Origin of the sequence: Aestuariibaculum sp. M13 (assembly GCF_024723255.1) — a bacterium.
GTDB classification, from domain to species: Bacteria; Bacteroidota; Bacteroidia; order Flavobacteriales; family Flavobacteriaceae; genus Aestuariibaculum; species Aestuariibaculum lutulentum.
Genome location: NZ_JANIAC010000001.1, coordinates 1,437,776 through 1,463,044 on the forward strand (window position 1 = coordinate 1,437,776; position 25,269 = coordinate 1,463,044).

Annotated in this window: 18 protein-coding genes; 5 read left to right on the forward strand and 13 right to left on the reverse strand. The window is 36.5% G+C overall.

The features are described 5' to 3' along the window. Nucleotides 1–18: 18 nt before the first annotated feature. The 4 genes from NO995_RS06215 to NO995_RS06230 all read right to left on the reverse strand — a co-directional run bounded on the left by NO995_RS06215 (nucleotide 19) and on the right by NO995_RS06230 (nucleotide 6,413). Entirely contained in the window at nucleotides 19–1,863 is a 1,845-nt protein-coding gene (locus NO995_RS06215) for a M1 family metallopeptidase (protein ID WP_258226725.1), read from the reverse strand. A gap of 111 nt (nucleotides 1,864–1,974) precedes the next feature. Then, nucleotides 1,975–3,588 carry a S8 family peptidase gene (locus NO995_RS06220; protein WP_258226726.1) on the reverse strand — a complete coding sequence of 538 codons (1,614 nt, stop codon included), beginning with the start codon at nucleotides 3,586–3,588 and terminating at the stop codon, nucleotides 1,975–1,977. A gap of 29 nt (nucleotides 3,589–3,617) precedes the next feature. Continuing rightward, nucleotides 3,618–4,478, reverse strand: a complete 861-nt coding sequence (locus tag NO995_RS06225; protein WP_258226727.1) for an MBL fold metallo-hydrolase — start codon at nucleotides 4,476–4,478, stop codon at nucleotides 3,618–3,620. A gap of 150 nt (nucleotides 4,479–4,628) precedes the next feature. Beyond that, nucleotides 4,629–6,413, reverse strand: coding sequence for a cation:proton antiporter (locus NO995_RS06230; RefSeq protein WP_258226728.1), 1,785 nt, complete (start codon nucleotides 6,411–6,413; stop codon nucleotides 4,629–4,631). 127 nt (nucleotides 6,414–6,540) lie between these two features. Here NO995_RS06230 and NO995_RS06235 point away from each other — a divergent pair, with 127 nt between their 5' ends. Next, on the forward strand, nucleotides 6,541–8,370 hold the full coding sequence (locus tag NO995_RS06235) for a sodium:proton antiporter (RefSeq protein WP_240572489.1): 1,830 nt from the start codon (nucleotides 6,541–6,543) through the stop codon (nucleotides 8,368–8,370). Nucleotides 8,371–8,431: 61 nt separating this feature from the next. On the opposite strand, the gene NO995_RS06240 is transcribed toward NO995_RS06235, so the two are convergent. The 5 genes from NO995_RS06240 to lepA all read right to left on the reverse strand — a co-directional run bounded on the left by NO995_RS06240 (nucleotide 8,432) and on the right by lepA (nucleotide 17,517). Further along, on the reverse strand, nucleotides 8,432–10,831 hold the full coding sequence (locus tag NO995_RS06240) for a glycoside hydrolase family 31 protein (RefSeq protein ID WP_258226729.1): 2,400 nt from the start codon (nucleotides 10,829–10,831) through the stop codon (nucleotides 8,432–8,434). A gap of 149 nt (nucleotides 10,832–10,980) precedes the next feature. Continuing rightward, complete coding sequence (glgB, locus tag NO995_RS06245) at nucleotides 10,981–12,888, reverse strand: 1,4-alpha-glucan branching protein GlgB (protein ID WP_240572491.1); 1,908 nt, start codon at nucleotides 12,886–12,888, stop codon at nucleotides 10,981–10,983. A 3-nt stretch (nucleotides 12,889–12,891) separates the two neighbouring features. After that, entirely contained in the window at nucleotides 12,892–14,157 is a 1,266-nt protein-coding gene (locus NO995_RS06250; RefSeq protein WP_258226730.1) for a glucose-1-phosphate adenylyltransferase, read from the reverse strand. After that, nucleotides 14,154–15,572, reverse strand: coding sequence for a glycogen synthase (locus NO995_RS06255; RefSeq protein ID WP_258226731.1), 1,419 nt, complete (start codon nucleotides 15,570–15,572; stop codon nucleotides 14,154–14,156). The genes NO995_RS06250 and NO995_RS06255 overlap by 4 nt, the downstream gene beginning before the upstream one ends. Nucleotides 15,573–15,720: 148 nt before the next feature. Beyond that, a complete protein-coding gene (lepA, locus tag NO995_RS06260; RefSeq protein ID WP_240572494.1) occupies nucleotides 15,721–17,517 on the reverse strand; it encodes a translation elongation factor 4 in 1,797 nt (598 codons plus the stop codon). Nucleotides 17,518–17,764: 247 nt separating this feature from the next. On the opposite strand from lepA, the gene NO995_RS06265 reads away from it, so the two are divergent. Beyond that, nucleotides 17,765–20,191: a TonB-dependent receptor gene (locus NO995_RS06265; RefSeq protein WP_258226732.1), complete on the forward strand. Its 2,427-nt coding sequence runs from the start codon at nucleotides 17,765–17,767 to the stop codon at nucleotides 20,189–20,191. A gap of 142 nt (nucleotides 20,192–20,333) precedes the next feature. On the opposite strand, the gene NO995_RS06270 is transcribed toward NO995_RS06265, so the two are convergent. After that, on the reverse strand, nucleotides 20,334–20,465 hold the full coding sequence (locus tag NO995_RS06270) for a hypothetical protein (protein WP_258226733.1): 132 nt from the start codon (nucleotides 20,463–20,465) through the stop codon (nucleotides 20,334–20,336). A gap of 166 nt (nucleotides 20,466–20,631) precedes the next feature. Between NO995_RS06270 and NO995_RS06275 the strand changes: the two genes are divergently transcribed. The 3 genes from NO995_RS06275 (at nucleotide 20,632) to dusB (ending at nucleotide 22,474) form a co-directional block, all read left to right on the forward strand. After that, a complete protein-coding gene (locus NO995_RS06275; RefSeq protein WP_258226734.1) occupies nucleotides 20,632–20,970 on the forward strand; it encodes a roadblock/LC7 domain-containing protein in 339 nt (112 codons plus the stop codon). A 54-nt stretch (nucleotides 20,971–21,024) separates the two neighbouring features. Beyond that, nucleotides 21,025–21,399 carry a hypothetical protein gene (locus NO995_RS06280; RefSeq protein WP_258226735.1) on the forward strand — a complete coding sequence of 125 codons (375 nt, stop codon included), beginning with the start codon at nucleotides 21,025–21,027 and terminating at the stop codon, nucleotides 21,397–21,399. A 79-nt stretch (nucleotides 21,400–21,478) separates the two neighbouring features. Next, nucleotides 21,479–22,474 carry a tRNA dihydrouridine synthase DusB gene (gene dusB, locus NO995_RS06285; protein ID WP_258226736.1) on the forward strand — a complete coding sequence of 332 codons (996 nt, stop codon included), beginning with the start codon at nucleotides 21,479–21,481 and terminating at the stop codon, nucleotides 22,472–22,474. Between the two features lie 102 nt (nucleotides 22,475–22,576). On the opposite strand, the gene NO995_RS17820 is transcribed toward dusB, so the two are convergent. Genes NO995_RS17820 through rbfA form a run of 3 tightly spaced genes read right to left on the reverse strand, consistent with a single transcriptional unit; the run spans nucleotide 22,577 to nucleotide 25,266 of the window. Next, on the reverse strand, nucleotides 22,577–23,626 hold the full coding sequence (locus NO995_RS17820; protein WP_375141545.1) for an endonuclease/exonuclease/phosphatase family protein: 1,050 nt from the start codon (nucleotides 23,624–23,626) through the stop codon (nucleotides 22,577–22,579). A gap of 29 nt (nucleotides 23,627–23,655) precedes the next feature. Then, nucleotides 23,656–24,861, reverse strand: coding sequence for an ABC transporter permease (locus NO995_RS06295; RefSeq protein ID WP_258226738.1), 1,206 nt, complete (start codon nucleotides 24,859–24,861; stop codon nucleotides 23,656–23,658). Beyond that, a complete protein-coding gene (rbfA, locus tag NO995_RS06300) occupies nucleotides 24,862–25,266 on the reverse strand; it encodes a 30S ribosome-binding factor RbfA (RefSeq protein WP_240572503.1) in 405 nt (134 codons plus the stop codon). Nucleotides 25,267–25,269 lie beyond the last annotated feature (3 nt).

Here is a 25,269-nt window from a genome sequence, read left to right on the forward strand (position 1 = left end):
AAAAAAAGGGTTTAACCTTTACATTTTATTGTTTTCTCTGTTAATATCGGCCATCATGTTTTTAGGGTCGATTTGTACCGATTTAACTGCTTTATTTGCTTTTAGCGTATACACAGGATACGCCCAGGCCCAGTCTGCTGCAATGGTTGCTGAAGTTGGTTTTTCACCGCGCATCATTTGTAATGGAATATAGAAATCTTCGGTTGTTCCGTCAGTATATGTTACTGTTAAATCAATAGGCATTGGCATTAAACCAATACGTTCAAGAATAATATTATCACCGTTAATCACTTTCACACCATAATCGATAGTATTTGTGGTGCGTGTCCAGTCGTTTAGATACCAGTCTAATTCAAGACCTGAAACTTTTTCAGCCACTCTAATAAAATCAGTACGTGTTGGGTGTTTAAAAGACCAGTCTTTAAAATATTGTTTTATGGTTTCTTTTTGATTGGCTTCACCAATAACATAAGCCAACTGGTTTAAAAACACATACCCTTTATAGTACGCTGCAATAGATGATGAACGGTTGAAGTTGAATCTGTCGGCGTGGGTGGTTTGTGGTTGCTCTGTTCCCGATTTAGCATACGAAAAATACACTTTATATACACGTTGTGTCGCTTCTTCAAAAGAAGTATTTAAAATTTGACTTCCGGCTAATTCACCAAAATATTCCGTGAACCCTTCATCCATCCAGTAGTTTGTTAACTCGTTAGTTGCTAATAAAAACTGAAACCAGGTGTGTGCCATTTCGTGAGCTGTTACACCAAATAATCCATCAAAAGTACCTTCACCAAGAATTAAAGTACACATAGCATACTCCATTCCGCCGTCACCACCTTGAATAACTGAGTATTGTTTATAAGGATATTGCCCAACATTAGCACTGTAAAATTGCATCAACTCAACGGCTTTTTTCTGAAGTTTTTTCCAGTTATCAAGCTTATCCTTAGCCATGGTTTTCTTGTATAAGAAATGTAAAAGTGGCCCATTAGGAACCTGCATGGTGTCGTGGTTATATTCCGGATCGGCAGCCCATGTAAAATCATGTACATTGGGTGCTACAAAATGCCAGGTTAATTTATCGCCAGTTGGACGATTTACCGTAGATGTTTCATACCCATACCCTATTTCATTTGGGTTTTGAAGGTATCCGGTTCCTCCTACTACATAGTTTTTATCAATATGAAGTGTGACATCGAAATTACCCCAAACGCCGTGAAATTCACGACCAATATATGGGTCGGTGTGCCAGCCTTCGTAATCGTATTCAGCTAATTTAGGATACCATTGAGACATTGAAAGTGCTACGCCTTCGTTGTTGTTACGTCCTGTACGACGAATTTGCACAGGTACTTGTGCATCGTAAACCATGTCGAAAGTTACGCTTTCACCTGGTTGAATAGGTTTGTCCAGGTTAACTTCTAAAACAGTTCCAACAGTATCGTAAGTTAAAGCCGTTCCATTTTGTTTTAATGAGTTTACTTTAATATATCCGATTTCATCAGGACCAAGTTTACTAATGCGATCTTTTACACGACCATCAGGATCTGCAATAGTACGAGAACGTACGTCCATTTCACTTCCTGGTTGAAAGGCATTAAAATATAAATGGTAAAAAACTTTATTTAAAACATCTGGAGAATTATTTGTGTAAACTAAGGTTTGCTTTCCTTTGTATTGATAGTTGTTTACATCCATATCAATATCCATAGTGTAATCTACATGTTGTTGCCAGTATGTTGATGTAGCCGGTGTATTCGGTATTACCGGTACAGTTGGTGTAATGGTAGCATATTCTTTAGAACCACCACAAGATGCCAGTAAAGACAAGCTTAAAATAGAGATAAAAAATTGTTTCATCAGGGGGATTTTTAATTGAGTAGTTAAACGTACTGTTCTTTGAACAAAATACCAAAAGGTCTATACAAAAAAAGAGGCTTAAGCCTCTTTTTTTGTATAGAATATCTTCTTTTATTTAGCTGAAGATTCTTTTGCAGCCATAATTAATGCATTGTAAGCGTTAACTATTCTACCAGAAGTTGTTAACTCGCTAAATGGTCTAACATCGTTAGTATCACCAGCAACAACAACTTTAAGGTTTAATGGTAAACCAGAATCTAAGATAATTTGTTTTACCTGACCTGCATTTAAATCTGGGAAATGAGAACGAATTAAAGCAGCAACACCAGCTACAGCAGGAGCAGCCATAGATGTACCTCCTTTAGTATCGTATTCATTTTCTGGAGTTGTAGAGTAAATTTTAGCACCAGGAGCAAATACGTCTACATTCTTTTTACCGTAGTTAGAGAAACCAGCTAATAAACCTGATCCGTATTTAGGCTCTAAAGCACCAACTCTAATGTAGTTGTTTGCAATTTCAACATAGTTTACGTTATCGTCAGGGAAGTTTGGTTTTACATCAACATCTTTACTTTCGTTACCAGCAGCATGAACAAAAACTACATCGTGATCGGCAGCATATTTAATAGCTTCACGTACCCAGTCGCTGTGTGGAGAATAACTTTTTCCAAAACTTCCGTTAATTACTTTTGCTCCGTTATCTACAGCGTAACGAATAGCTAAAGCGATATCTTTGTCGTACTCATCACCATTTGGAATAGCTCTTACAGACATAATTTGTACGTTGTTTGCAACACCGTCTACACCTAAACCATTACCACGCTCTGCAGCAATAATACCAGCTACGTGTGTACCGTGACTTTCTGATTTTTTTACAGGTTTAACGTTTCCGTTACCATAAAATTTAGTCGACATATCGTCTGGGTTATCACCAGTAACACGACCGTTAAAGTTCACGTTTAGGTTGTAGTTTAAACGATCAGCAAAATGCTCTAAACCACTGTTGATTTCTTCTTTAGCTTCTTGAATAGAATCTAAACCGTTACCGAACATGAACTTAGCCATTTGTACAGCTTTGTTTAAATCTTCGTCAGTTGTAGCGCCAATAGCGTTAATGTCTTCTTTTGTATAATCTGCTTTACCAAAATGTTTAGCAAATGTTTCATCGGCAGCTTTTAACTGCGCATAAATTTGCTCATAACGCATTTTTCTGTCATTCCATTTTTGGAATTCTTCGTCGTATTCAGCTTTAGCAGCAGCGTATTGTGGGTTGCTTGTATCTCCTTTAGCAACAATACGAGTAAGCTCTAATTGCTCGTCGTAACCATCACCTAAGAAATTCCATCCGTGAACATCATCAATGTAACCGTTTTTATCGTCGTCAATACCGTTTCCAGGAATTTCATCTTCGTTAGTCCAAAGCACATCATTTAAATCTTCATGATCAATATCAATACCAGAATCGATAACCGCAACGATAACACTAGCTCCTTTTTTATTCTTAAGTAACTCTTCGTATGCTTTTTCAACACTCATTCCAGGAATGGTATCTTTTACTAAATCTAAATGTCCCCAAGTGTGTTTTTCTTTTTCGGTTAATTCAGAAACTTTTAATGGCGAAGAATCGACATTTTCAACAGGAGTTGATATAAAACTAGAGCCACCGCAACCAGATAATATGGCAGTTGCAGTAACCGTTAATGATAATCTTTGAATTGTTTTCATTTTGATTGTAATTAATTTAATCTAATTTTTTATTTGAATATATCCTCGGCAGTGAAGACTTCATTTAATCGAACACCTTTTTCGGTATGTTGAACCGTGATAATCTGGTTGTGTGCATCGTGCTCTAAAAACAAGTAGAAGTTTTGGTCTGCTGCGAGGTTTAAGAATTTTTCCTTTTCATCAAGAGTTAATAACGGACGGGTATCGTAACCCATCACGTATGGTAAAGGTAAATGGCCTGCTGTTGGTAGTAAATCTGCCATAAAAGCAATGGTTTTACCTTGATATTGAATAAGCGGAATCATTTGTTTTTCGGTGTGGCCGTCGGCAAAAAAGATGTCGAAACCTAATTCCGATTGTTTTAAAAGATCACCTTTAGGAAGCGACGTAAACTTTAATTGTCCGCTTTCTTCCATAGGTAGTAAGTTTTCTTTTAAAAATGAAGCCTGTTCTCTACGATTAGGATTCACAGCCCATTGCCAGTGGTTTTCATTACTCCAGAACTGTGCATTTTTAAAGGCAGGCTCGTAACCGGTACGGTCTTTATTCCATTGGATAGCACCTCCACTATGGTCGAAATGTAAATGCGTTAAAAACACATCGGTAATATCATCGCGATGAAATCCGTAATGCTTTAAGGATTTATCGATGCTATCATCACCCCATAAGTGGTAATATCCGAAAAATTTATCTGATTGTTTGTTACCCATTCCGGTATCGATTAACGTCAATCGATCGCCGTCTTCAACAAGTAAACAGCGTGCAGCAATATCAATCATATTGTTAGCATCGGCAGGGTTGGTTTTTTGCCATATAGATTTTGGAACAACACCAAACATAGCGCCACCATCCAGCTTAAAATTACCAGCGTTTATTGGGTATAACTTCATAAGTGGTGCAAATTACTAAAAATAGACTAATTGCTTAAAAATGTTAAGAATATATTATGAATTAAATAACATAATGTTATGGCTATGAGTACTGCTATTTAAACCATTAACTTAAAATGGAATTTAAAAGTTATTATTCCTTTTGAGCTGCTATTCAATATAAATGACAGACTCACGGACTTCTAAACTATCATTATATCCAAAAGGGCGTTTGTTTCCGTTGGTATCAATTATAACAAGGGGTAGCATGTTTTTATCTTTTTGTAATTGAGATTTAACCCATAAACGGGTAGTTGTTTCTTTTGTTATTTTAACCTGAACTTCTTTGTAATTTGAAGACTGAATTTTTTCTATCCAGGGTTTTATATCTGTTCGACTGGCAAATAGGGTAGTTGCGGCTCCTAACAGGCTAACTCCTGCGCCTGCTTTATTTTCATTAGGGCAGATAACAACATATTTTTCGGGAACATAAAAATTATCGTTCGCTAATTGAGAGGCTAATAGATTGATTTCAGTATTTTCAGTGATGGCAATAAATGTTCTGTAATCTTTAGCAGAGGCTTCGGTTAATGTTGTTTCCTCTAACACATTACCATGTATACATTTGAATCCTTTGGTTTCAGCCTGTTCCGATACTACTTTATTAGCATCAATAAAGGTGATTTTATCACTGGCTTTTAAGTGTTCCCCAAGAAGTAAACCTAATGGATTAGCTCCTAAAATGAGATATCCTTTTTTGGAATATTGTTTCACCAGTTCCCCTCGTTTTTTTAACCAGTTTGTAGACCATGTTAAAAACAGAGGTACGGATAGCGTGGTTAAAATAGCCATAAACACAAGGATTGAAAATATTTCCTGTGTAATAACGCCTTTTTGCAAACCAATGCCTGCAATCACAATTTCTACAGCACCTCGACCATTCATTCCTGTTCCAACAGCCAAACCTTCTCGCCAGCCATATCCGCTAGGTAAATAAAATATAATGGTTCCAACAATTTTTCCAATAAAGGCAGCTGCCAGAATAAGAAGTAAAAGATTTAAATCGGTTTGAAAAACATCAAGAGAAACGTGAAACCCGGCGGTAACGAAAAAAATGGGAGCCATAAAACCTACTGAAACATCATGGAAAACGTTAGAAATGTCTGTACTTATTTTTTTATTGAAGAGATCATCTTTAACAAACAATCCAGCCATAAAAGCTCCCAAAATACCATGAAGTCCAACAAATTCAGCTAATTCAGATAATCCAAAAACAATGAGCAGTAAAAGCGTAAAGTAAAACGTTCGGTTGTCAATTTTTTTAGTTTCTAGCCATTTTATAAGTTTTGGTAATAGATAAAGTCCGAATAATGTTGCGAATAAAAAGAACAGGATTATTTTTCCACTGATGAAGACTATTTCAGTCATATTCACAGAGCCTGCATCTATAAAACTTGATAATCCGGCAAAAATAATAAGAGCTAAGGTGTCAGAAAATAGCGCACCAGCCATTAAAACATATGCAATTCTGGTATCTAATAAGTTTAAATCTACCAAAATTCGACTTTTAGTAGCTAAAGAAGTAACACCAACGGCAATACCAACAAAAAGCCCGGCTACACTCGTCCCTCCAGATAAAGTTACAACATAATACCCCAAAGCAAACGGAACCACGAAACCACCAATAGCGGCAAGAAGTCCTGCCCAGGAAGCTTTCCCTAAATCTTTGAAGTTAATTTCCATACCAATGTAAGCCATAAGTAGAATTACACCAGCTTCAGATAGAATGGTTAAGGTACTTGAGGTTTCTACAAGACCCAGTAATGGAGGACCAATAATGATTCCAATTAATAGTTCGCCTAAAATAACAGGATACCCTATACGTTTAATTAAGGCTCCTGCTCCCCAAGCAGAGAGCAGTACAAAGAAGAGGTTTAAAATATCAAATCCTTCCATAAAAGCCTATTTAGTTTAAACGGTATATTATAAATATCCGAAATTTTTGCAAATAACCACAGAAACATAGGTGTTTAGTACTCATTTTTTAATATTTTGCTCTTGTATTTGGTAAAAGAAATTGTACATGATAGAACTTTCGGGTATTGTAATTTTAGGAATATTGTCACAATGGGTTGCGTGGAGGATGAAACTTCCGGCAATTTTACCCCTAATTCTTATAGGGCTTTTTGTTGGACCCATTTCTACTTTATTTTCTGCAGATGGCAGTAAGTGGATCGAGCCGGTTTGGAATGGAGATAAAGGCTTATTTCCGGGCGACAGTCTGTACAGTTTTGTATCCTTAGCTATTGGTATTATTCTGTTTGAAGGAGGACTGACTTTGAAGCGAAATGAAATTTCAAAAGTAGGTCCCGTTATCTTAAAATTAATTAGTGTTGGTGGACTTATCACATTTATTGGAGGTGGTTTGGCAGCGCATTTTATATTCGGATTAAGCTGGGAGGTGTCGTTTTTGTTTTCTGCACTCATTATCGTTACCGGACCAACAGTTATTGCTCCGATATTGAGAAATATTCCGCTTAAAAAGGAAATTTCAACCGTATTAAAATGGGAAGGTATTTTAATTGATCCAATAGGAGCTTTGGCAGCAGTTTTAATGTTTGAGTTCATTAGTATTGAAGAAACTAATGGATATACGCTTCAGGCTATAATAGAGTTTGGTAAAATTGTAATTGTAGGTATTTCTTTTGGAACCACAGCAGCGTTGATTCTATATTTCTCTATTAAGAAAAAGCTGATTCCTCATTATTTGCTGAATGTTACGGCTTTATCTGTTGTGCTTTTGGTATTTGTAGAGTCCGATATATTCGCCCATGAATCCGGACTTTTAGCAGTTGTGGTTATGGGAATGGTGCTTGGAAATAGTAAATTACCAAACCTAAAGGAGCTGCTTTACTTTAAAGAATCGTTGAGTGTATTACTTATATCTATTTTGTTCATATTGCTATCGGCAAATATAAATCTGGAAGATTTATTAATCGTATACAATTGGAAAACGGTATTACTCATGGCAATTATCATTTTTGTTTTACGACCATTAGGTGTTTTCTTAAGCTGTGCAAATTCGGGCCTTAAATTCAACGAAAAAGCCTTTATAAGCTGGGTAGGACCAAGAGGTATTGTTGCCGCTGGTATTGCCTCGTTATTTGGGACAAAATTGACCTTACGTGGTGAACCTTATGCAGAATATATTACGCCTTTAGTATTTACAACAGTATTGGTTACTGTGCTTTTAAATGCAGCATCGGCAAGATATGTAGCCAAATGGATAGGGGTTTATTTAAAAGCCAGCAAAGGTATTTTAATAATTGGTGCTTCTGAAGCGTCCAGAATTATAGCGAGATATTTAAAACAAAACGCCCGTCATGTGGTGTTAATTGATAACAACCTGGATAATATCGAAAAGGCAAAAAACTTGGATTTAGATGCGATGCAGGCGAATATTTATTCGGAAGATTTAACGAATGATGTGGAATTAAGTGATATAGGCTATTTACTGGCGTTTACAGGAAGTGATGAGATTAACAAATACAGTATTAGTAAATTTAAAGACCATTTGGGAGAGCGCGGATCTTACCGCTTGATTTCATCTCAGGAAATTAAAAATCAGGAGGATATTTCGTTAGATACGATTTTCTCTACTAAAGATGATTTTATTAACTTCAGTGAGGTAGCCAGAGATTATCCGGTAATTCATGAAATTAATATCAATACAAAAGAAGAATATCTTAAGAAGATTGATAAGTTAAACAGAGAGCAAAAGGCGATTCCTTTATTCGTTAAGGATCGTGATGGCGAATTACATATTATTTGTACTCTTACTAAAGAATTTAAGATAGAAAAAGAGTTCAAACTGGTCTACTTGGGTAAACCCTATGAATCTATTGATGTTTAGAATAAAAAAACGCTGGAATTAACCAGCGTTTTTTTGTTTTCAACTTGTTTTTGTGTGGAGTTTATAAAATATGTAAGTCGGTAAAGTCCTTGTTGATAATAAAAGAATTATCGCCGTTAAGTTTAATATCTTTAAAAGAATATTCTACTTTATCGATAATCACTTTTTTAATTTTAAAAGGCAAACCGTGTAACTGCAGTTTAAAGGTATCATACGGTGTGGTATACTTACCTAATTTATGTTGCTGTATAATAAGCTCGGTTGTTTTACCTGTTAAGGTGAAGTTTCTCAAGCTATATCTGCCTTTTATATAATCGTAGCCATCGTGAGCATCTTCGTAAACCTGGGAGGTTTCTTTTCCGATTTTAAAGTATACATCCAGTTTTAACTCCTCAATTTCTTTTTCTCCTACATATTGCTGAACAGGATATTTAGGGATTAAAGCACCTGATTTAATAAAGATTGGCATACTGTCTAAATCGGCGTCAACCCAAAGTTCTTGTCCGCCTTCCACAATTTCGTCAGTCCAGAAATTATACCATTCTCCGGCTGGAAAATACATGCGTCGCCCTTTAGCATTAGGCTCTAAAATAGGGCATGCCAGTATTTTTTCACCACAGATGAATTCATCGCTTCTGTAATGGGTATGGGTATCTTGCTGGTCGTATAAAACCAACGATTTTAAGATAGGAATGCCTTCTTCAGCATAGCGCCAAAAAGCGGTGTATAAATAGGGTAGAAGCTGATATCTTAATTCGATGAATTTACGAACCACATTGGTAATGTTTTTACCAAAAGTCCAAGGTTCCTGGTCACCGTGATCTCCAGAGGAGTGTGTTCTGCAAAATGGATGAAATATTCCTAACTGAATCCAACGGGCGTAAAGTTCACCGTTAGGTTGCTCGGCAAATCCACCAATATCAGAACCTATAAACGAGAATCCGGACATGCACATGCGTTGTGCCTGAATATTGGCAATCGATAAATGCTCCCAAGAGGCCACATTATCGCCTGTCCAACTGGAGGTATAACGTTGTGTTCCGGAATAAGCGGCACGCGTTATAACAAAAGGACGTTTTGGGTAAGCAAACTTTTTTAGTCCTTGGTAAGTGGCTCTCGCCATTTGCATACCGTATATATTGTGTGCTTTTCTATGTGAGCATGGATTCCCTTCGTAATCGTGTCTTACATCGTCTGGAAATGATTTTCCTGGCACATCCATAACAGCTGGCTCATTCATGTCGTTCCAAACGCCTTTAACGCCTATATCTTCAATTAATTCCTTAAAAAGGTTAGACCACCATTCGCGCACTTCTGGATTCGTAAAATCGGGGAAATAACACTCTCCCGGCCATACCTTTCCTTTCATGTATGGACCGTCGGCGCGTTTACAGAAATAATCGTTTTCCAGTCCTTCTTTAAACACCGAATACTCCTTATCGATTTTAATGCCCGGATCGATAATCACAATGGTTTTAAAGCCGTCATCAGCCAGTTCTTTAACCATGCGTTTTGGGTCTGGGAAATATTCCTTACTCCATGTGAAACATCTGAACCCTTCCATATAATCGATGTCTAAGTAAATAGCATCACAAGGAATTTTTAGCTCTCTGAATTTATTGGTGATTTCTTTTACTTTCGCTTCAGGATAATAACTCCATTTACATTGGTGATAACCTAAGGCCCAAAGTGGCGGTAATTGATGTGGTTTTCCGGTTAAATCGGTATAATTCGCAACTACTTCAGACATTTCAGGACCATAGATGAAATAGTAATTCATTTCACCTCCCTGTGCCCAGAAACTGGAAACATTACGACGCTCCTGACAAAAATCGAAATACGATCTGAAGGTATTATCGAAGAAAATACCATAGGACTTTTTATGATGAAGCGCGGTGTAAAATGGAATGGTTTTATAAATAGGATCGGTATATTTTCCGTAGGCATACGAGTCGGTTACCCAGTTTTCAAAGCGTTTTCCTTTTAAATTTACGTCGGCTGGTTTATCACCCAAACCGTAGTAACTTTCGCCTTCCTGAGCTACCTTAGACATTTTTACAATATCGCCGCCAAACTCATAGCTTTCTTCCCAGTGGAAACCTAATTCGTCTTCACAAAGCAGTTCGTTGGTTTGTGCTTCGTAAATAGCATTTCTCAAATCAGCTTTGTTAATATGGCATTTTAGTTTTGAGGTGATGATGATGTATTTATCTTCTTCTTCCTTAACTTCTAAATGGTTGTACCCTCTACTGGCATATTTGGTAATCGCATAAGAAAAGTCGTTTTCAAAAATACCAGTGGTGGTATATCGAAAACGCAATACACTATCGCGAATGACAGTTATTTGTAAAATCACTCCGTTTTGCGAAGTGAAATAAAGGGTGTCAAGATTTTTTTCGTAGGAAATTATATTGGACGGAAACAAGTTTCCTTTATACTCTAATTCTGTATTTAAAATCATAAAATTATAACTTTAGTATGTGCATCATTAAAAGTACTAAAACAATTGATTTCTAATGGGCTATAATCAGCAAAAATATAAGACACAAATTGCGTAAAGCGCAACATATCAGTAATATAATTGCGTAATGTGTAACGAAAACGTTTTGGTTAGTTAAACTTGAAAACAGAAATGGCTAGCGGTGCCAAGGTAATTTCGGCTGAATAATCTTTTCCGTTCCAAGGTTTATCTTTAATGGTAATTGCTCTAGAATTTAAAACACCGCTACCACCAAAGGCCTCATCATCACTATTAAATATCTCTTTAATTTTTCCGGGTACCGGTAAACCAATGCGATATTTTTTATGAATTGTCGGTGTTAAATTACAAACCACTACAACATTTTCTTCCGGGTTTTCTCCTTTTCTGATATATGAAATTACCGAGTTTTCATGGTCTCCGTAATTTATCCATTGGAAACCATCATGAGAAAAACCTTTTTCAAATAATGCCGGCGTGTTTTTGTATAGTGTATTTAAGGCTTTATAATAATTTTGGAAGTTTCTATGCGGATCGAATTCAAGAAGATTCCAGTTTAAACTGCCCTGGAAATCCCATTCGTTATACTGACCAATTTCACCACCCATAAATAACAGTTTTGTACCCGGATGCGTAAACATATATCCAAATAAAACTCTAAGGTTAGCAAAGCGTTGCCATTCGTCACCTGGCATACGGCCTAAAATGGAATTTTTACCATAAACCACTTCGTCATGAGACAGCGGCAACATAAAATTTTCAGAAAAGGCATAAGCCAAACTAAAGGTGATGTCGTTTTGATGGTATTTGCGATACACTGGATCTTTTGAGAAATATTCAAGAGTATCGTGCATCCAGCCCATCATCCATTTCATACCAAAACCTAATCCGCCAAGGAAAACAGGTTTAGAAACGCCAGGAAAAGCTGTTGACTCTTCGGCAATGGTTTGTACATCAGGGAATGAAGCGTAAATTTCTTTATTCAGTTCTTTCATGAACTCTATGGCTTCCAGATTTTCCCTGCCTCCGAAAATATTTGGTTCCCATTCGCCGTCTTCACGAGAATAATCTAAGAATAACATCGAGGCTACAGCATCAACACGCAGACCATCGGCGTGGTATTGTTCCAGCCAGAAAATAGCATTACTAATCAGGAAAGATTTCACTTCATTACGACCGTAATTAAAGATTAAACTCTTCCAGTCCTGATGATAACCTTTGCGTTTATCAGGATGTTCGTATAGGTTTGAACCATCGAAAAACCCTAGACCATGGGCGTCTTCAGGAAAATGTGAAGGCACCCAGTCTAAAATGATTCCTATATCGTTTTGATGTAATTTATCAACTAAATATTTAAATTCTTCCGGATAACCATAACGTGAGGTAGGAGCGAAGTACCCTGTAATCTGATAACCCCATGATGGGTCGTAAGGGAACTCCATAACCGGCATGAGCTCTACGTGAGTAAAGTTCATCTCCTTAACATAATTTACCAGTTCGTCTGCCAATTCGAAATATGAAAGCGAACGGTCTTCTTCAACATTGCGTTTCCAGGATCCTAAATGGACTTCATAAACCGAGTATGGAGCGTTTAAAGCATTGTGCTTTTTACGGGTTTTCATCCAGTCGGCATCTTTCCATTTGTAGTTATCGTCCCAAACTATCGACGCTGTTTTTGGTGGATGTTCGCAACGTCTGGCATACGGATCGGCCTTTTCAGTTTTAATACCCTGATTGTGACTTTCAATTTTGTATTTATAAAGATTTCCTTTGCCAACAAACGGAATAAAACCTTCCCAAATACCGCTACTATCCCAACGAACATTTAATTCATGTTCGCCTTCGGTCCAGAAGTTAAAGTCACCAATAACCGATACGCGTTTGGCGCTTGGTGCCCATACCGCAAAGTAGGTGCCTTCAATGCCATCAACTGTTACTAAATGTGAGCCAAATTTTTCGTAAAGCCTATAGTGTTTACCAGCTTTAAATAAATTGATATCGAAGTCTGTGAACAGACTATAAACTTTTGTTTGAGCCATATATTATATTACAAATCCGTTAGGTATAGTTGCGCCGCTTTTTACGACTACAATGCCATCTCTTACTGCGTACATATCGTTTTCGGTGTCTTCAAGATGGTCACCACCATTAATTCTTACATCGTCTCCAATACGACAGTTTTTGTCTAAAATAGCATTCTTAATAAAGCATCGTTCGCCAATACCTAATAATATTTTAATGTCTTTTTCTTCTATTTCCTGAAGGGTTTCATAATAATCGTTACCCATCATATAAGTTTTAATTACCGTAGATTCCTTACCTATGCGTGCGCGAATACCAATAACCGATTCTTCAATTTTTGCAGCTGCAATAATACATCCTTCAGCAATAACGGCTTTGTCTAATGTAGTTCCGGCAAGTTTTGTTGTTGGCAACATTCTGGCATGCGTATAAATACGTCTGTTTTCGTCGTATAAATCGAATTGAGGAATGTTAGCCGTTAAACTAATATTAGCTTCAAAGAAAGATTCTATAGTTCCAATATCGGTCCAGTAGCCTTCATACTGATAACTTAAGGTTTTATGTTCTGCAATAGACTGCGGAATGATTTCTTTACCAAAATCGATAGTCGATTCATCATTCATTAATTTGATTAATAAATCGCGATTGAAGATATAAATACCCATAGAAGCCAGGTAATTTCTGCCTTCAGCTTTCATTTCATCACTAACCTCCGATGTCCAATCCGGTAATAAACTGGCATCTGGTTTTTCTATGAATGCCGTTATTATACTTTCTTCATCCGATTTTAAAATACCAAAACCGGTAGCATCTTTTGCGTTCACTGGAATGGTAGCAATAGAGATCTCTGCTCCACATTTTTCGTGAGCTTCAATCATTTTGTCGTAATCCATCTGGTAAAGCTGGTCACCAGACAAAATTAAGGCGTATTCGAAATCGTGCCTTAATACGTGGTGCATACTTTGGCGAACGGCATCTGCTGTTCCCTGAAACCAACCTTTATTGTCTGGAGTTTGTTCTGCAGCCAATACATCGACAAACGCGCTACTGAAAAAACTAAAGTGGTACGTGTTTTTAATGTGTCGGTTTAACGATGCAGAATTGAATTGCGTTAATACAAACATACGCTTAATGTCTGCATTAATACAGTTAGAAATAGGAATATCGACCAACCTGTATTTTCCGGCGATAGGTACTGCCGGTTTTGAGCGCTGTTGCGTTAATGGGTGTAATCTAGATCCTTGTCCACCACCAAGTATGATGGCTAAAACCTTGTTGTTAATCATTGCTGGCTAGTTTTTAATGTGTTATATAAATTAATGTATTCTTCAGCAGAAGCGTCCCAAGAATGGTCGATGGCCATAATCTTGCTTCTAATGCCTTTATAGGTTGGTTGGTCTTTAAATAGGGTAATAGCTCTATCTATAGCTTCGGTTATTTCTGAAACGGTTGTATTTAGATGGCAAATACCAAAGCCGCCTTTTTCATTAATATCAGTTACGGTATCTTTTAAACCGCCAATGCTTCTTACAATAGGAATAGTTCCGTATCGCAGTGCATACATTTGATTTAAGCCACAAGGCTCAACACGAGAGGGCATCAGTAAAAAATCGGCCCCGGCATAAATGATATGTGATAACTTTTCATCGTAACCTATAAATGCGTTATAGGTGCCAGCAAAGTCTGGTTTTAAATCTTGTAATTGAGATTCGGTAGTTTTACTTCCCGATCCCAGTAATAAAATAGAAAGGTTGTCTTTTTCGAGTGCTATTTTAAAGACTTCAGGGAACAGATCTGATCCTTTTTCGTCTACCAGTCTGCCAATAAAAGCAAATAAAGGTTTTTTAAAGTCTAAATTAAAGGTGTCGCACAGGTGTTTTTTATTAGCAGCAGCACCTTCATCAACTGTTTTAATTGAATAATTTTTTACAATGTAAGTATCGGTTTCCGGATTCCAGACATTGGTGTCTATGCCATTTAAAATTCCTGTGCATTTTGGACTTTCGGCACTTAATAAGCTTTCTAAGCCATTGGCCGCCTGTTTTAATTCTTCCATGTAACTAGGCGATACCGTAGTAACCCCCCAGGCACATTTTATACCTGCTGCCAAAGGATTGATTTGACTACCCCAATCCAGTAATCCCACATGACCAAAGTTGAAAGGAGGAATCAAGCCTACCTTGTCATGCGAAAACCAGCCTTGATATTGCGCATTATGAATAGTAATAAGATTCGGAATTTTTCTGAAAGCTTCGTATTTATAACTTTCCTGAAGCATGAATGGTACCAAACCAGTATGGTGGTCGTGACAATGTATAATATCCGGGTAATCATGCCAGGTTAGCAACCAGTCTAATACTCCTATTTGAAATGCTAAAAAACGCTCGGTATCATCAAAAGAATACACATAATCTTTAAATAACAAATCGGGAACATTAACGAAAAAGACATCAAAATCTAATGGCTTATCTTTTAGTACTAAAATCTGGAAATCGTAAACCGAATCGCCTAGATTTAGCTGTGCATCATAAACTGAAGAAAACGTATTTTCCTGAGTAAACTTGTTATCATAAAACGGCATGATAACCTGTGATGTGTTGTTTGCACTGTTTTGATATTTTGGTAAAGCACCGACAACATCAGCCAATCCGCCTACCTTAGCAACGGGATAACATTCTGCACTTATATGTAAAATAGTCATTAAATATTTTTGCTTTGTTATAAACTTACAAAAATATTGTCCACTTTTTTAACATACGTTCATTTTTAAAGAAAAAATTACATTATCGAAATAATTCAAAAATATCAATAATAATTTCTTATAAAAACGCGTGCTGATTACATAAATGTTAGTCGTTAAGCTTTAATACCGCCATAAATGCTTGCTGAGGAATTTCAACGTTACCAACTTGTCTCATACGCTTCTTACCTTTTTTCTGTTTTTCAAGTAATTTACGCTTACGAGATATATCTCCACCATAACATTTTGCTGTTACGTCCTTACGTAAAGCTTTGATGGTTTCACGAGATATAATTTTGGCTCCAACAGCTGCCTGAATTGGAATATCGAACTGCTGACGAGGTATGAGTTCTCTTAATTTTTCACACATTTTTCGCCCGATAGTTTGTGCGTTTTCAGCATGAATTAAGGCTGAAAGCGCATCAACAGGTTGTGCGTTTAATAAAATATCAAGACGTACCAGTTTTGATGGTTTCATACCAATTGGATGGTAATCGAAAGAGGCATACCCTTTAGATACGGTTTTTAAACGATCGTAGAAATCGAATACAATTTCAGCTAAAGGCATTTCAAACGATAATTCTACTCGTTCAGGAGTTAAATAGGTTTGATTGGTTACAATACCACGCTTTTCAATACACAATGACATAACGTTACCAATAAAGTCTGATTTGGTAATGATGGTCGCTTTAATATAGGGTTCTTCAACGCGATTTAAAGTTGAAGGATCCGGTAAATCTGACGGGTTGTTTACAATAATGGTTTGGTCAGGATTTTTGTTAGTAAACGCATGGTACGATACGTTAGGTACTGTTGTAATTACCGTCATATCGAATTCACGTTCTAAACGCTCCTGAATAATTTCCATGTGAAGCATTCCTAAGAATCCACAACGGAAACCAAACCCTAATGCTGCCGAGCTTTCCGGTTGGAAAACCAACGAAGCATCATTTAACTGTAGTTTTTCCATCGAGGCACGTAATTCTTCGTAATCTTCAGTATCTACAGGGTAAATTCCGGCGAATACCATTGGTTTTACATCTTCGAAACCTTCTACAATATTTTGTGTTGGTCTTTCAAAATCAGTAATGGTATCACCAACTTTTACTTCTTTTGCGGTTTTAATACCTGTAATAAGATAGCCAACATCTCCGGTTTTAATATCTTTTTTAGCAACTTGAGTTAGTTTTAACGTTCCAACTTCATCGGCATAATAGTCTTTACCGGTTGCAACGAATTGAATGTGCTGGCCTTTTTTAATTTCACCATTAAATACTCTAAAATAAGTTTCAATACCCCTAAAGGTGTTGTAAACAGAGTCGAAAATTAAGGCTTGAAGCGGCGCATTCGGATCGCCTTTTGGAGCTGGAATACGCTCGATAATAGCTTTTAAAATGTTGTCGACACCAAATCCTGTTTTTCCACTGGCGTGAACAACATCTTCAGGATCGCAACCTAATAAATCTACAATATCGTCGGTTACTTCTTCTGGGTTGGCACTTGGTAGATCGACTTTATTTAGAACCGGAATAATCTCCAGGTCGTTTTCTAAAGCCAAATACAGGTTAGATATGGTTTGGGCCTGAATACTTTGGGCTGCATCAACAATAAGAAGCGCACCTTCACAAGCTGCAATAGATCGAGATACCTCGTATGAGAAATCGACGTGACCAGGAGTGTCAATAAGGTTTAATGTGTATTTTTCACCTTCGTAAACGTAGTCCATTTGAATGGCGTGCGATTTAATAGTAATTCCACGCTCACGCTCCAAATCCATATTATCTAATAACTGGTTTTGTTTTTCTCTTTCTGTTACCGAACCAGTAAAATCTAATAAACGATCTGCAAGTGTACTTTTCCCGTGATCTATATGTGCAATAATGCAAAAGTTTCTAATATTCTTCATAAATCAAATCTAAACCTAGATATAATTTGCAAATATAGATGTTTTCAAGTTGTATATCTCTAAAAATATTGTCACGAGTTACGTTTCAGGCTTATAAATGTTTTTTCAGATAGGAAAAGTGATAAGTTATGGTTACCGATTACCTAAAAATTAAACTTTTACTTACATTTAGTGTCTAAGAAATTGCAACTAACCTATTTACAAACTAAACATGTTAAACCAACAAAACAAGAACTTAAAATGTTTTTTGCTTAGTCTATTTGTTTTAATCGCAGGACTTCTTCAAGCGCAGGATAAAACAACAGTTCCTAATATAGAAAAGGTTTATGTGCATACGGACAGATCCTGTTATACCGTTGGTGAATCCTTATGGTATAAGGCCTATTCGGTTTTGGCTTATAATCACATGCTTTTAGACCAAAGTAAGATTTTGTATGTAGAGTTGATTTCTCCGAATTCAAAAATTATTGCACGACATAAAACACGATTGGAACAAGGAGTAGGTCATGGCGATTTTAAATTAACGGATTCCTTAGGCGTGAAAAAACCGGGCGTTTATCAATTGCGAGCTTATACCAACTGGGATCGAAATTTTGGTGACGATTTTGTTTTTAAAAAGGAGATAGAAATTATTGATGTTTTCAACGATGATTCTAATAAAAGCGAAACCAACAAAAAGCAAAATCAACGAAAAAAGACTAAAGAAGAGACCGAACCAGAAATAAAACAAGCTTTTCAATTTCAGTTTTTTCCGGAAGGAGGAAATTTAGTCGATGGTGTTATAAGTACTGTAGCTTTTAAAGCGTCAGACCAGTTTGGGAATCCACTAAAAGTGACGGGGAGAGTCGTCGATTCTAAAGGAGAATTGGTAACATTATTTGCTAGTTTGCATGAGGGTATGGGTAAATTTCAAATTCAGTCGGATTTACAAAGTCCATTAAGGGCTGAAATAACTTCCGAGCAAGGAAAAACAATCGAAGTACCCCTACCTAAAGTTAGCGAAAGAGGGTTTCTTATAGGAGCCTCAAAAATCAAGGGGAGGGATATTATTTCTATTAAAACCAATGCAAAAACATTTCAGGAGCATCAGGGAGAGTCGGTTGCCATAGTGGCCAGAGTTCGGGGGATTTCCTATTTTGAAGGAGAAATACAACTCAATACGCAGCAGGTATCTTTCGAGTTACCGAAAGACCAGATTCCAGAGGGGATTTGCCAGATAACGATTTACGATAAAAATGCCCTTCCACAAAGTGAACGTTTGGTGTATATAGATAAAAGCGACGGAGAAGATTTAGACATTAGCTTAACAACCAATAAGAAGGTTTACAAGCCAGAGGAAAAAGTAGAAATCCAGGTTGTTTCAAAAAACAAGTCGGGTCAACCTCTACCTGCAAGCTTTTCATTAGCGAGTATAGATGAAAGTAGTGTCAACAAAACTTCAAAATACGGAACAAATATTTGTTCTTATTTTTTAATGGAGTCTGATATAAAAGGACAGGTGCGTAATCCGGCATTTTATTTTGATAGGAATAATTCCAATCGACTGGCTTGCTTAGATCTTTTGTTGTTAACACAAGGTTGGCGCGATTTTTTATGGAAAACATTGCCTGAGAATCCTAAATTACCAAAGTATACCATAGAAACAGGGTTTTCTGTAGCTGGAATGGTGAAACAATTACTTGGAAGTAAGCCAAAGCCAAATAATAACATTACGTTGGCTTTACTAAATGAAAAGGAAGGCATGCAGTTGTTTAGTGAGATTTCAGATTCAATGGGTCGTTTCAGTTTTAAAGATGTCGGTTATACCGGAAAAACTACAATGATGGTGAATACCAGAAATGAAAAGGGTAAAGGAAAAGGCGAGTTGTTGCTAGATAGCTTAGAATCTAAACCGATGTCTACAAATTTTAAATATGAAGCTTTTCAGCAAGACCTTGTTGATACTCTTGAATTGGAATCGATTAAAAAGCATGTTTATAACAAATACATAACCTACGGAGTATCTCCAGAAAATATTTTAGATGAAGTTGAAATCATTGCCCAGAAGAAAGATGAAACCCCTAGTTATTACGGTAATCCGGAATATAAGTATTATGTAGATGAAGATACGCCTCCATATAGTAATATTTATCAACTGATTCAATTTTTGGTGCCGGGTGTTTTGGTAACCAACGATACCATTCGCTTTATGAGATTTAATGGTCCTGCACATATTATTCTCGACGGATTTCCAGTGTTTTCTTCAGCAGACATTAGTTATATTATGCCAGAAAATGTAGATCGGGTAGAAGTGTTTAAAGGGCCCAGTGCTGCTATTTTTGGTCCTGACGGAGGTAATGGAGTTATTTTAATTTATACAAAAATAGGGTCGGTTAATAATCAACCTAAAAAGGAATTTCATTCCATTACTAAAACGGTTGATGGGTATTATGATGCCCGTGTGTTTTATTCAGGTAGTTATGGTGAAGATGCCGAGTTCGATTTGAATAATAATGATGTTATTAGAAATACTCTATACTGGAATCCTTATGTGCATCCTAATGATAAAGGTGTTGTAACAGTTGAGTATGATAATAGTAAGGTAGAAACTAAAGTAAAAGTGATGCTTGAAGGACTTACTTTATCAGGTATTCCTGTGGTAAGAACTGCAGAATATTCTATTGAAAAGAAATAAATTTATTATTGTATCAAATAACAATTTCGAAACATCCATTATTTCTTAATGAGCGTATATTAGCATATTAAAAAATGGATGGGTATTTAAAAAGTAAAGCCTGAATAAATAGCAGGCTTTGTTTTTGTATGAATTAATAATTTTAAGTAAAAAGTTTGGTTAATAAACCTTTCTTTTTGGCCTGTAAACCATTTTTCGTTCTATATTTTCTGAACTCAATAAGCTGTTTGTCTATTTTTTTTTCTAGACTTTCTAAAGACATCTTGTTTTTCATAGGTGGTAAATTTGGGTTTTTGCCTTGTAAATATAAACATATTAATGAAATAGGAAAAATTTAACAGAATACATAAAAAGATAGGAGTATTTATGTTAAATAACACTTTGAAGTCACGCTTGGACTCGTTATATTTGAATTACCCTAATCTTAAAACCTACAACCTATGCCTAAACCAGTCGATTTAGATGCGTTAATACATGATATTGACGTAGAGTGTGGATTTATCTTCGATTCTGATGGCGTTCTAGAGGAATCCATGTATTTAGATTTAGCCGAAAATTTTGCTGCAATGTCAAGTATGATTACCGCGATGTCCAGAGAAATTGCTGAAGACTTCGACCTGGGTGAATTAGACAATATTATTCTCAATACCAAATCCGGATTGTTTGTTGTAAAGAAGATAGAGGCAGATAGGTATTTAGGTGTCGTTACATACGATGCAAGTAAACTTGCCCTTATTCATAGACGATTACAAAGTCTATTTGCAGAAACCGAGGTATAAAAACCTTTCCCCAATAAAAACCCAAAATAATTATAAACTTAACCATTAAAAATTATGGCAGATTTTTTGAACACATTCGTAAATGATTTAAAAAGCAATTTAAGCGGATTCGTTGCTGTTGCAGTAACCGAAGTAAAGACAGGAATGTCTTATGTTTCTAATACTTTAGATCCAAGTTTCGATCCAGAATTAGCTTCAGCTTATAACTTAGAAGTTGTAAAAGCAAAGTTAAATGCTATCCGCGCTTTAAAGTTAAATGAGAAAATCGACGATATTCTAATTACACTAAACTCTCAAATCCACATTATCAATTTAGCTGAAAACGGAGAGTACTTTGTGTATTTGGCTGTAGATTCAAGCAAAGCAAACTTAGGTATGGCACGAGCTACCTTAAGGAAATATACTGCTGATATTGCTTCTAAACTATAGAAAATTAGTATCTTTGCACCAAATAAAGCTGTATTTAATACAGCTTTATTTGTTTTTAGGATATTAATTTTTGAAGCATATGCCCAAAATTGGCAATATAGTTTTACCGGAATTTCCATTGCTTTTAGCACCAATGGAAGATGTGAGTGATCCACCATTTCGTGCCCTGTGTAAAGAACAAGGTGCCGATGTGGTGTATACGGAGTTTGTGTCGAGTGAAGGTTTAATTCGTAACGCTGCCAAAAGTGTTATGAAGCTGGATATTTATGAAAAGGAGCGCCCTGTAGGCATTCAGATTTTCGGAGCCAATATGGACAGTATGCTGCAAACCATAGATATCGTTGCTGAGTCGAAACCAGATTTTATCGATATTAACTTTGGTTGTCCGGTAAAAAAAGTAGTAAGTAAAGGAGCAGGAGCAGGAATCTTAAAAGATGTATGCTTGATGGAGCAACTTACTGCCGAAATGGTAAAACGTACCAGTATTCCTATTACCGTAAAAACCCGTTTAGGTTGGGATCATGAGTCTATACGTATAGTTGAGGTTGCCGAGCGTTTACAGGATGTAGGCTGTCAGGCCATCGCTATTCACGGGCGTACTAGAGCACAAATGTATAAGGGTAGTGCCGACTGGAAACCTATTGCACAGGTAAAAAATAATCCTAGAATGCATATTCCTGTTTTTGGAAATGGCGATGTCGATACACCCGAAAAAGCAGTGGAAATGCGCGATAGTTATGGGCTGGACGGTGCCATGATTGGTCGTGCCAGTATTGGTAACCCTTGGTTTTTTAAACAGGTAAAACACTTCTTTAAAACCGGCGAGCATTTAGGGCCAATCTCCATCGAAGAGCGTGTTGAGGCCGCTCGCAGACATTTACAAATGTCTATCGACTGGAAAGGAGAAGTGCTTGGTGTTTTCGAAACGCGCCGTCATTACACCAATTATTTTAAAGGTATTCCGCATTTTAAAGATTATCGTACTAAAATGGTAACCAGCGACGACCCGAAAGATGTGTTCGCTGCCTTCGATGAGGTTTTAGAAAACTTTTCCGATTACCAGTTCTCAAATTAATTTTTAGAGCAAATGGCAAGCCACCGCGCTATCCGCTGTAGTTTTGTAAAATCATAGATTAAATTTCACAAAAGCTGTCGCTGCTATCGCTTTTGCAGGAGTTTAGAATTTTAAAGCAAAACTTGCCAATACCGCTTTATGGTCAGTAGGCCAGATGTTAAGTGGTTCTATAAATACGTCATCGGTAGATTCTAAAACACGTTTATTTCTAGAAATATCACCTTTAGGACCAAGAATTTTTGCATCCATAAGTTGTAGTCGTTCATCGGTATGGTAAAAGATAAAATCAATACGATCTCTATCATCGGCTTCAGGGCTCCAGGCTAATTTATTAATAGGCACCAATGGATTATTGGCAGGATAGGTAAACCCGGGATGTGTTACAGGATTTGGAAATATTTCGCGGTAAGCATCTTTAAAACCATGTTTTTCTAATTCGGCGGTGTTCCTCCAATTGATAACTATCCCATTGTGATCGTGAAGGTTTTTATTGGCTTCAATCCAGTCTAAATGCGAAGGCTCGTTATTATCTCCACCATAAATAACCAATCGACCTTGGTTAATTTCTTTTTCCACGTCAGTGATAAAAGTATCTATAGCCTCATCACGCATCGATTCTAAGTTGTTTTTTTGAATCTGCTCAACATCCGTAACAATACTGTCCAGCTTTTTCCAAGTCGACCCATCGTAACCACGAGGCAAATACAATGCACAGTTTAGATAATCTAGATGTCCGCTATAGAAAGCGACTTCAACACCAAGAATATTAATGATGGCTTTGGTAATTGAGCCGTGGTCGTTTTTAACAGGATATAGGGCGGTTTGCTCAATAATTGGATATTTAGAAAGTAATCCGGTATCTTGACTTGGTTGCGCGTAATATGTATATCCTTTGGTTTTTAAAGCTTCAACAATATTATTGCTGAAATCAACGCCATTATAGTTTCTAACTTCACTAAAGGCAATTAAATCGGCGTCGGTTCTTATAATTTCATCTACAACAGCGTCAAATCCATTTTTAACAACGGTACCTTCTTGCCAGATATTAAATTGAAGGACTTTTAGTTTGATAATTCTTTCATTTTTGCAATTGAAAACAATAAGGCAGCAGGATATGAAACCGATAAAAAGCCATAACTTTTTAAGGTTTATTCGGTTTTATTTAACATAGTTTAGTTGGGTTAGTTGGTTTTTACTAAAGATTCTGTAATGCGCGCAGAGGCAATTTTTGAAGCTATAACGCCAAGAATCGATATGGTTAGGAAGGCGACAAAAAAGTTTTCCCATTTAATGGCTACCGGATAAGGTAACGATGGTGTAATCATTAGTAAGGCATAACGTTGCTGAAGAATCACAACAATAACACTAATGATAAGTCCAAGAAGACCACCGACAATACTCATTAAACTGCCCTGATAAAAGAAAATCCTACGGATGTCTTTAACGGTTGCTCCAATATTAAACAGGGTGTTTAAACTTTGTTTTTTGTCTAGCATCATCATAATTAACGAACCTACAATATTGAAAAACGCAATAATTAAAACTAATGTAAAAATCAGGTAAACAGCAAGGTTCTCGGTATTCAGCATTTTGTAAAGAGCGTCGTTTAGCTGCTCACGGTTTTTAATAATCACCTTATCGCCTAAAATAAAACTGATTTCTTGTTTTACAGATTCGATATCAGCACTTGGTTTAAGTTTGAATTCGATAGCTGTAATTTGATTCGGTTTATAGTTTAACAGGTTTTGCGCTAAATCGATAGGAGCAAAAATGTAATTATCGTTTAAATCTTCATTAATATAAAAGATACCAACATTATTTGCTGTTACCGTATTAAATGCATTTTTAGTAGATGTTATCTGGCCTTTCCCTGGTTTAGGTACATAAATGTTTAAGGGTTTGGTGTAGTCTAAAAGCCCCAAAGAAAGGGTATTTGATAGTCCCCAGCCTACAACAATTTCTCTGGTATTCTGATCGATCCAACTTCCGGTATCTAAAATAGAATCTACAGAGACAATTTGTTCAAAATTTTGATCGACACCTTTAATGGTTGCTATGGTGTTTTTATTGTTAGAGGAAATAATAACACGTTCTTCAACAATTTTAGAGTATGAAGCTATGCTATTAAGGGTATCTAATTGAGCTACTTCAGCATTTGAAAGTTCAAAAGATTTTCCGTAACTGGTTTCAGCTTTTAAATCCGGATCGACAATACTAGAAAACTGAAGTGTAAAATCTTTAAGTCCGGCAAAACCTGAGAGCACAATAAATAGAGACGCGGCGCCTAAAATAACACCGATAATAGCAATAATAGTTATAAAATTAATAGCATTGTTGCTGCTTTTAGAGCGCAAGTAACGTTTAGCTATATATAACGGAAAACTCAATTACGATTTTTTTCTTTTATCTAAAATACTAGGGTCTTTAATAGGGTTGTCTTCGCCTTTTAACGAACGGTCAATTTTTTCGATGTATTCTAACGAGTCGTCAATAAAGAATTCCAGATTAGGCATACGTCTTAACTGGTTTTTGGTACGTTGTGCCAATTCGTGACGAATTAAAGGGGTGTTTGATTTAATTCCTTCTAATAATTCTTTGCCTTTAGCATTCGGGAAAATGCTTAAATATACTTTCGCAACACTTAAGTCTACCGTTACTTTAACCTTAGATACCGATATAATAACGCCCTGCATACCACCTTGAGTAGCTGCTCCCTGTAATACTTCAACTAAATCGCGTTGTAAAACCGATCCTATTTTCTTCTGTCTTTGACTTTCCTCTACGTTGCTCATGTT

Excerpts from the sequence above, each read along its gene's own strand:
- NO995_RS06215 (WP_258226725.1), bottom strand. The coding sequence starts at position 1,863 with ATGAAACAATTTTTTATCTCTATTTTAAGCTTGTCTTTACTGGCATCT.
- NO995_RS06220 (WP_258226726.1), bottom strand. The coding sequence starts at position 3,588 with ATGAAAACAATTCAAAGATTATCATTAACGGTTACTGCAACTGCCATA.
- glgB (WP_240572491.1), bottom strand. The coding sequence starts at position 12,888 with ATGGCTCAAACAAAAGTTTATAGTCTGTTCACAGACTTCGATATCAAT.
- dusB (WP_258226736.1), top strand. The coding sequence starts at position 21,479 with ATGCCCAAAATTGGCAATATAGTTTTACCGGAATTTCCATTGCTTTTA.
- NO995_RS06230 (WP_258226728.1), bottom strand. The coding sequence starts at position 6,413 with ATGGAAGGATTTGATATTTTAAACCTCTTCTTTGTACTGCTCTCTGCT.
- rbfA (WP_240572503.1), bottom strand. The coding sequence starts at position 25,266 with ATGAGCAACGTAGAGGAAAGTCAAAGACAGAAGAAAATAGGATCGGTT.
- NO995_RS06235 (WP_240572489.1), top strand. The coding sequence starts at position 6,541 with ATGATAGAACTTTCGGGTATTGTAATTTTAGGAATATTGTCACAATGG.
- lepA (WP_240572494.1), bottom strand. The coding sequence starts at position 17,517 with ATGAAGAATATTAGAAACTTTTGCATTATTGCACATATAGATCACGGG.
- NO995_RS06275 (WP_258226734.1), top strand. The coding sequence starts at position 20,632 with ATGCCTAAACCAGTCGATTTAGATGCGTTAATACATGATATTGACGTA.
- NO995_RS06225 (WP_258226727.1), bottom strand. The coding sequence starts at position 4,478 with ATGAAGTTATACCCAATAAACGCTGGTAATTTTAAGCTGGATGGTGGC.
- NO995_RS06250 (WP_258226730.1), bottom strand. The coding sequence starts at position 14,157 with ATGATTAACAACAAGGTTTTAGCCATCATACTTGGTGGTGGACAAGGA.
- NO995_RS06280 (WP_258226735.1), top strand. The coding sequence starts at position 21,025 with ATGGCAGATTTTTTGAACACATTCGTAAATGATTTAAAAAGCAATTTA.
- NO995_RS06270 (WP_258226733.1), bottom strand. The coding sequence starts at position 20,465 with ATGAAAAACAAGATGTCTTTAGAAAGTCTAGAAAAAAAAATAGACAAA.
- NO995_RS06255 (WP_258226731.1), bottom strand. The coding sequence starts at position 15,572 with ATGACTATTTTACATATAAGTGCAGAATGTTATCCCGTTGCTAAGGTA.
- NO995_RS06240 (WP_258226729.1), bottom strand. The coding sequence starts at position 10,831 with ATGATTTTAAATACAGAATTAGAGTATAAAGGAAACTTGTTTCCGTCC.